The 6,324-nt window shown below is 50.8% G+C and carries 8 protein-coding genes and 1 pseudogene; 6 read left to right on the plus strand and 3 right to left on the minus strand.

Annotated features, from left to right (window positions below; genetic code table 11):
- Positions 1-81: 81 nt before the first annotated feature.
- Together AC1S52_RS01655 and AC1S52_RS01660 are read right to left on the minus strand one after the other, a co-directional pair.
- Positions 82-990 (minus strand): annotated as a pseudogene (locus AC1S52_RS01655) (IS5 family transposase); the annotation flags it as partial.
- An 83-nt stretch (positions 991-1,073) separates the two neighbouring features.
- Positions 1,074-1,283, minus strand: a complete 210-nt coding sequence (locus tag AC1S52_RS01660; RefSeq protein ID WP_482027304.1) for a hypothetical protein — start codon at positions 1,281-1,283, stop codon at positions 1,074-1,076.
- Positions 1,284-1,568: 285 nt separating this feature from the next.
- Here AC1S52_RS01660 and AC1S52_RS01665 point away from each other — a divergent pair, with 285 nt between their 5' ends.
- Positions 1,569-3,026, plus strand: coding sequence for an IctB family putative bicarbonate transporter (locus AC1S52_RS01665; RefSeq protein ID WP_482027305.1), 1,458 nt, complete (start codon positions 1,569-1,571; stop codon positions 3,024-3,026).
- Here the strand turns inward: AC1S52_RS01665 and AC1S52_RS01670 are convergent.
- A complete protein-coding gene (locus AC1S52_RS01670; RefSeq protein ID WP_482027306.1) occupies positions 2,996-4,228 on the minus strand; it encodes a site-2 protease family protein in 1,233 nt (410 codons plus the stop codon). The two genes, AC1S52_RS01665 and AC1S52_RS01670, sit on opposite strands and share 31 nt — an antisense overlap.
- A gap of 384 nt (positions 4,229-4,612) precedes the next feature.
- Here AC1S52_RS01670 and AC1S52_RS01675 point away from each other — a divergent pair, with 384 nt between their 5' ends.
- The 5 genes from AC1S52_RS01675 to tnpA form a co-directional block, all read left to right on the plus strand.
- On the plus strand, positions 4,613-4,960 hold the full coding sequence (locus AC1S52_RS01675; protein ID WP_482027307.1) for a hypothetical protein: 348 nt from the start codon (positions 4,613-4,615) through the stop codon (positions 4,958-4,960).
- A complete protein-coding gene (locus AC1S52_RS01680) occupies positions 4,950-5,099 on the plus strand; it encodes a hypothetical protein (protein WP_482027308.1) in 150 nt (49 codons plus the stop codon). Before AC1S52_RS01675 ends, AC1S52_RS01680 begins: the two co-directional genes overlap by 11 nt.
- A gap of 66 nt (positions 5,100-5,165) precedes the next feature.
- Complete coding sequence (locus tag AC1S52_RS01685) at positions 5,166-5,336, plus strand: hypothetical protein (protein WP_482027309.1); 171 nt, start codon at positions 5,166-5,168, stop codon at positions 5,334-5,336.
- A 70-nt stretch (positions 5,337-5,406) separates the two neighbouring features.
- Positions 5,407-5,988 carry a Uma2 family endonuclease gene (locus tag AC1S52_RS01690; RefSeq protein WP_482027310.1) on the plus strand — a complete coding sequence of 194 codons (582 nt, stop codon included), beginning with the start codon at positions 5,407-5,409 and terminating at the stop codon, positions 5,986-5,988.
- Between the two features lie 77 nt (positions 5,989-6,065).
- Positions 6,066-6,324 (plus strand): IS200/IS605 family transposase (gene tnpA, locus AC1S52_RS01695; protein ID WP_482027311.1); only part of this gene is annotated, 259 nt, incomplete at its 3' end.

Below are 6,324 nucleotides of genomic sequence, written 5' to 3' on the forward strand. Positions count from 1 at the left end.
ACGATCGACAGCACCACTTGTCGTGGCCTCACCCTCGCGAAATTTGCGGGGCAGACCCTCGGGTCCGGTTGAATAGTAGCGCCACATCCTGATCGAGGCTAGAGTCAGCCGGGCTTGGTAGTTTTCAGCCTTCTTTTCCAAGCGAGTTGCCATGCGACGATCCTGTTTCAATCGTTTGAAACATCGCTCCACCCGGGTGCGCTCACGGTAGAGAGACGTGTCAAACCTACCTCTGTGACGTTCGTTGTCTGTGCGCGGACTGGTAAGGCGAAGGCCGCGCCGTCGGAGATAGCGACGAATTGTGCCCCTACTATCACCTGTGTCCCCACTCACCCGTTGCGGGCGCAAACGAGGTCGTCCCGCTCCGGAGCGTTTCACCGCTCCTTGCCCCATCAACGACTCAAAGACCACCGTTTCATGGCGTTCGCCGACGGTCAGTCGAAACGTGATCGGTCAGCCGTTGCCATCACAGGGCCGATGAATTTTGGTGCTAAAGCCACCTTGAGAGCGTCCTAAAGCCTCCCGAATCTGTACTTGCTCCAGGGCGATGAATTTTGGTGGTAAAGCCACCTTGAGAGCGTCCTAACGCCTCCCGCATCTGGACTTGCGCCAGGGCAGAGAGCGGTGCCTCTGGGTCTAGCCCCCCCGTTTTGCCCCTGCCGCCTGTTGGGGGGCACGGATGACACTGCCATCTACGAACTGGATAGCCCACTTGAGCTGACCTTCGGCATCGGCTGGGCTCTCAACGGTGCTCAATATCTGCTGCCATAAACCAATTTGGCGCCAGTGGTAAAACCGTCCAGAAACAGTTGACCACGACCCCTCGCGACTCGGCAAGTCGCGCCAGGGGGCACCCGTTCTGAGAATCCACAAGATGCCATTGATGATGGTGCGATGGTCTTTGGCAGGACATCCAGTAGGCGGTTTTTGGGGGGGCAGCAGGGGCTTGATCTGATTCCACTGCTGATCAGTCATCTCACCCCGACGGATCTGCTTTTGTGGTGGGAGAATCATGGAAATTACTCAGTACATCTGCACTATCTCCATGATGCCAAAAGGTTTTAAAACAGGCCCTAGTACCCTGCCAAAAAGACAGGGCAAAAATTAGGGGAGGCATCATTGCCTCCCCTGTGGTGATTCTGGTGACTGGACTGATCTTTGAGTCGTTTGCGTAGTGCCTGGAACTGTTTGCGTTTCTGACGCTGACGGGCAGAGCCGCCCTTGCCTTTATCATTTCGTCCTTCCCGGCGGGGAGATTCCCACCGCTTCAGTCGTTGAGCCATAAGGATAGTCTCTTGGGTAAATAAGGGAATCAATCGATTGATTGAAGTGAGGGACTAGGAGCCGTGAGCTAGAAGTTAGGAGTTAGAGATTGGAAGAAATCATTCTTCTTACCACGCATCTCTGAAGCTCAGGCTCCTATTTCTATTCTAGAAACAATTTCAGAGGAAATGTTCCCCGCCTTCAGTAATTACCGAATGGTCTCAGTATTTTCCGGAGAACGGTTTGGTAAAGTGGGAGCCGCCCCTTTAAAATGAGCCGATGACCCTTTGGAGTTGCGATCGCCTATGAATTCTCTCTGGCAACAGCTTACGCTGTCTACGGTGCCACTCCAGCAGTGGTGGAGTACCAGTTACCTGCATCGCCTGGTAGGGCTACTGCGGAATTGGCGCAAAGGTAGCCGTCTGATGCAGTATGCCGATTGGATTGGAGGAGTCCTGGTCTGCCTGGTGTTTGGGCTGGCACCGTTTATTTCCAGTACGTTAATTGGGGTATTGCTGGTTGCCTGTGGGGCTTACTGGGTGCTGTTGACGGTATCGGATGATGAGGGCGATGCGAATCAAGCTACCAGAGGCGGGGATGCAGCAGCTTTATCGTTGGTGAGCCATCTTCCGTCACCCAATACTCCGATTCATTTGCTGGTGCTGCTGTACTGGAGTATCGCAACGATCGCAACTGCCCTGTCTCCGGTGAAGAGTGCAGCGTTTGTGGGCTGGTCTAAACTGACGCTGTACTTGTTGCTGTTTGCGTTGATGGCGCGCATACTGCGATCGCCCCGGATCCGTTCCTGGGTGATTGGGGTATATTTACACACGGCGCTGTTGGTTAGCAGCTATGGCATCTATCAGAGAATTTACGGAGTCAAGCAGCTTGCCACCTGGGTTGATCCCACTTCTCAGACGGCAAATAAGGGACGGGTGTATAGCTACCTCGGCAATCCCAACCTCTTGGGGGGCTACCTGTTACCTGCGATCGCGCTGGGTATTGTAGCGTTCTTTGCTTGGCGGCACTGGGGTCCCAAACTGCTGGCATTATTCATGACAGGGATCAATCTGGCATGTTTGTATTTCACAGACAGCCGGGGAGCCTGGATCGGATTTGTCTGTTTAGGCGTAGTGCTTTTGTTTCTCCTGATCTACTGGTGGAGTATTTACCTACCCAAATTCTGGAGGATCTGGGCGTTACCCCTGGTTTTGGGCGGCTTTATGGGGGCGATTGTACTGGCAGTGTTAGTGGTGGAGCCACTGCGAGATCGCGTCAGTAGTATGTTTGTTGGGCGCGGCGACAGCAGCAACAACTTCCGGATTAATGTCTGGACGGCAGTGATTGAAATGATCAAAGACCGTCCCATTCTGGGGATCGGTCCCGGCAACGTAGTCTTTAACCGGATTTACCCCCTTTACCAGCGACCCCGCTTTTCGGCGTTGAGTGCCTATTCCGTGATCCTGGAAGTCGCCGTTGAGACAGGGATCATTGGCTTGGCTTGCTTCCTCTGGTTGCTATTGGTTACGGTGGTTCACGGTTGGAGACAACTGACCCAGCTACGAGAAGCTGCCAGCCGTCAAGGGTTCTGGTTGATTGGAGCGATCGCGACCCTGTTTGGTATGCTGGGTCACGGATTGTTTGACACAGTAATTTACCGTCCAGAAATTAATACTCTCTGGTGGTTAATGATTGCCCTCATTGCCAGTCACTATATGCAGCCAACTATTGCTCAAGTCCCTGTAGAAGGGGAACGCTCCTGAAGCGCTGCCTCTGCGGCTGCTTGAGCCAGAGACCCCAGTTGAAACCCTGGTGGATAGGTGCCTTCGTCCTTAATTTGCTTAATCGCAGTTTCGGGAATGGGGATATTCATCCGCTCTGCGATCGCCCGCACCACATCCCCCCGGTCAATCACTCCGGCAACTGCGCCAGCAGGTGACAAAACGGTAACCTGAGGAATTTGCCTGGTTTCCATCATCTGGATCACATCCACTAACCGACTACCTTCTTCCACCGATGGAATTTGATCTAACGGTTGAATAATGCGGTACAGATCATGGGTTTCCCACTCACTCCGCTCCATATCGTTCAAGTCGTTGACCATCACCATGCCCCGGTAACGCCCATCCGAAGCCGCAAAATAGACCGAAGGACCGACCGGATTCAGCAGATATTCATCGGCAAACTGACGCAGGCTGATCTCGGCATCCACAACCCGAAACTCACGGGTCATGGCATCCCCTGCCTTAATCTTGAGTAGCGTTTCCTGAAGATCGGTGACGCGATCGTAGCTGCTGGCATTTTGAACCCCAAACCAGCCCAGAAAAGCAATCCAAAGCCCTAAACCGGACTGCCAGACAAACAGTGCCCACAGTCCCAAAATAATTGCCGACCACCCTAGCAATTTACCTGAAGTCGCTGCCCAGTGCACTCCCTTAAACCGACTACCTGTCACCTTCCAGACCAGTGCTTTGAGTACCTGTCCCCCATCCAAGGGCAGTCCAGGAATCAGATTAAACAGTGCCAGAATCAAATTAATTCTTGCTAGTGTCCAGATGAGTTCTTTCAAAGGAATCGGTGCAACTGGAACCACTACCGACAAAGCAAACAACAATATAAAGAGGGAAATACTCACAGAAGGACCCGCGATCGCAACCTGAAACGCTTTCCCCGGTGTCTTCGATTCCTGATCAATAGAAGCAATGCCGCCGAACAAAAACAGGGTAATGGCATTCACCTTAATTCCCTGCGATTTCGCAACCAGACTATGCCCCAGTTCATGCAACAACACGGAGCCAAACAACAGTAGCGACATCACAATGCCGATCGCATACGCCGTTAACCCCAAACTACTTTGTAACGGCAACCCCATCTGAAATGCCACCAAACCCAGCACAATAAGCCAAGAAGGATCGATATAAAGGGGAATCCCGAAAATTGAGCCAACCCGCCAACCTGACTGCATGATGATGTTTCCTCTGCTCTCTCTATAAGCATACAGAAGTCAGCCGCCAGGAGTCAGGAGTCCAAGGTTAGAGGTTAGCTAAACGTGATGTTTGAGCAGAATCATTCAGCAGGAGGACAAGCCAGTTAACTCAAAATATTTGTCATGACTGATTTGAGCGGTGGTAAGGGAAGACTTGGAAATCGACGAATGGATACTGTGGTTGCTTTACAAGTAGAGCAATCTATAGCGTTTTTGAACCCAGTGAGGTACATGGATAGCTTTAGAACCCTTGATTCAAACAGATGAGATGTACCTCATCCAGAAAGGAAACGCTATAGAAGTTTCGCAACGTAGCTATTGTCTTTCAACTAAACTGGCAGACAACATTAACCCCACTGGCATATGTCCCTTGCCAAAGACCTCAACCTTCAAGAGGAGCCGTGGGAGGACATCCCCCTTCCACCCAGTGATTTAGAAAGCGATGAACCGCCCTTGGAAAGCGATTTACACTTGCGGCAGATTGTGCTGCTGATTCAATGCCTGGAGTACTTGTGGCGCGATCGCAACGATTTCTATGCCACTGGCAACCTCACTATCTACTTCAACCCTGATCAAATCAAGTCCCGTGATTTTCGTGGTCCCGATTTTTTTGTCGTTCTAGATACCGAGCGTAAACCTCGTAAGAGTTGGATGTTGTGGGCAGAAGGCGGCAAATATCCTAAATATCATTGTAGAAATTTTGTTCGATAGTACGGCAAGCATAGATCGCGGATTAAAGAAGCGACTTTATCAAGACATCTTCCGTACCTCCGAATATTTCTGGTTTGATCCAGAAACGCTAGAACTTCAGGGATTTTCGCTGATTAGTGGGCAATATCGACCCCTGTAACTAAATTCACAGGGGTGGTTGTGGAGTCAGCAACTCGGACTTTATCTAGGAGTTCATAAAAGACAATTGCGTTACTTCACATTTGAAGGAGAACTGGTTTCTACCCCCCAAGAGGCAGCAGAACAGGCTCAACAGCAAGCAGAGCAGGCTCAACAGCAAGTAGAAGATGAACGACGGCAAAGAGAGCAACTACTTACAAAACTGTGGGAGCACGGAATTGACCCAGACACTCTGTAGGCAATGGTTTTGGCGCAAATTCAAGCATCGCGATCGCCCATACTTTAAGAAGTAATTGCAAGGCAAACCAATGGTGTTAACCGCTCAACAACTAGAGGCAATGATGCCTGATGGTAGCCAGCTTTTAAGCGACGAACCAGAAATAGAAAGTTCCCTCCACTATGCTCAACTGGCTCTTCTGGGCGCCTGCCTGGAATTTCTGTGGCGCGATCGCACCGATTTCTTCATTGGAGCCAACCTCACCATCTACTTCAGCCGTCAACAGCTCAGAAACCGTGACCTCAGAGGTCCAGACTTCTTTCTAGTTAGACAAACCCAGAAGCAGCCCCGTAATTCCTGGGTCGTTTGGGAAGAAGATGGCAACTACCCCAACTTAATTATTGAACTCCTCTCGACCTCAACAGCCAACACTGATCGAACCCTCAAAAAAGCCCTTTATCAAGATCGATTCCGCACACCAGAGTATTTCTGGTTTTCACCAGAAACGTTGGAGTTTGAAGGATTTCGTTTAGTAGGGCATGGGTATGAGCAAATTTCACCCAACTCTAATGGCTGGCGTTGGAGTGGGGAGTTGGAGTTATATCTGGGTGTAGAAGCCAGACAGTTACGTTATTTATTGTCCCAGCACGCTAGTCAAAACTACCCACTTTAGTGGGAGGCTTTAGCTGCTACACATTTCCCAGGGCTTCAGGCAGATTTGCAAAGATGGTAGCTGTGACAGAAACCATCATGGCAGAACAACGACGGGGAAGTCACACGGTTACACGGTTTACAGTCAATATCGTCTGGGTAACGAAGTGTCGCTACGCGGTGCTCAAAGGTGAGATTCAACAGCGATGCCGGGAAGTGATTATCCAGGTGTGTGACGCAGAAGATGTCACAATTCTCAAAGGAGCAGTCAGCAAGGATCATGTGCATCTGCATATTGAGTATCCGCCATCAAAATCAGTGAGCGACCTGGTCAAGCGGATGAAAGGGCGAAGTTCAA

The organism is Kovacikia sp. CALU 1929 (assembly GCF_056784235.1).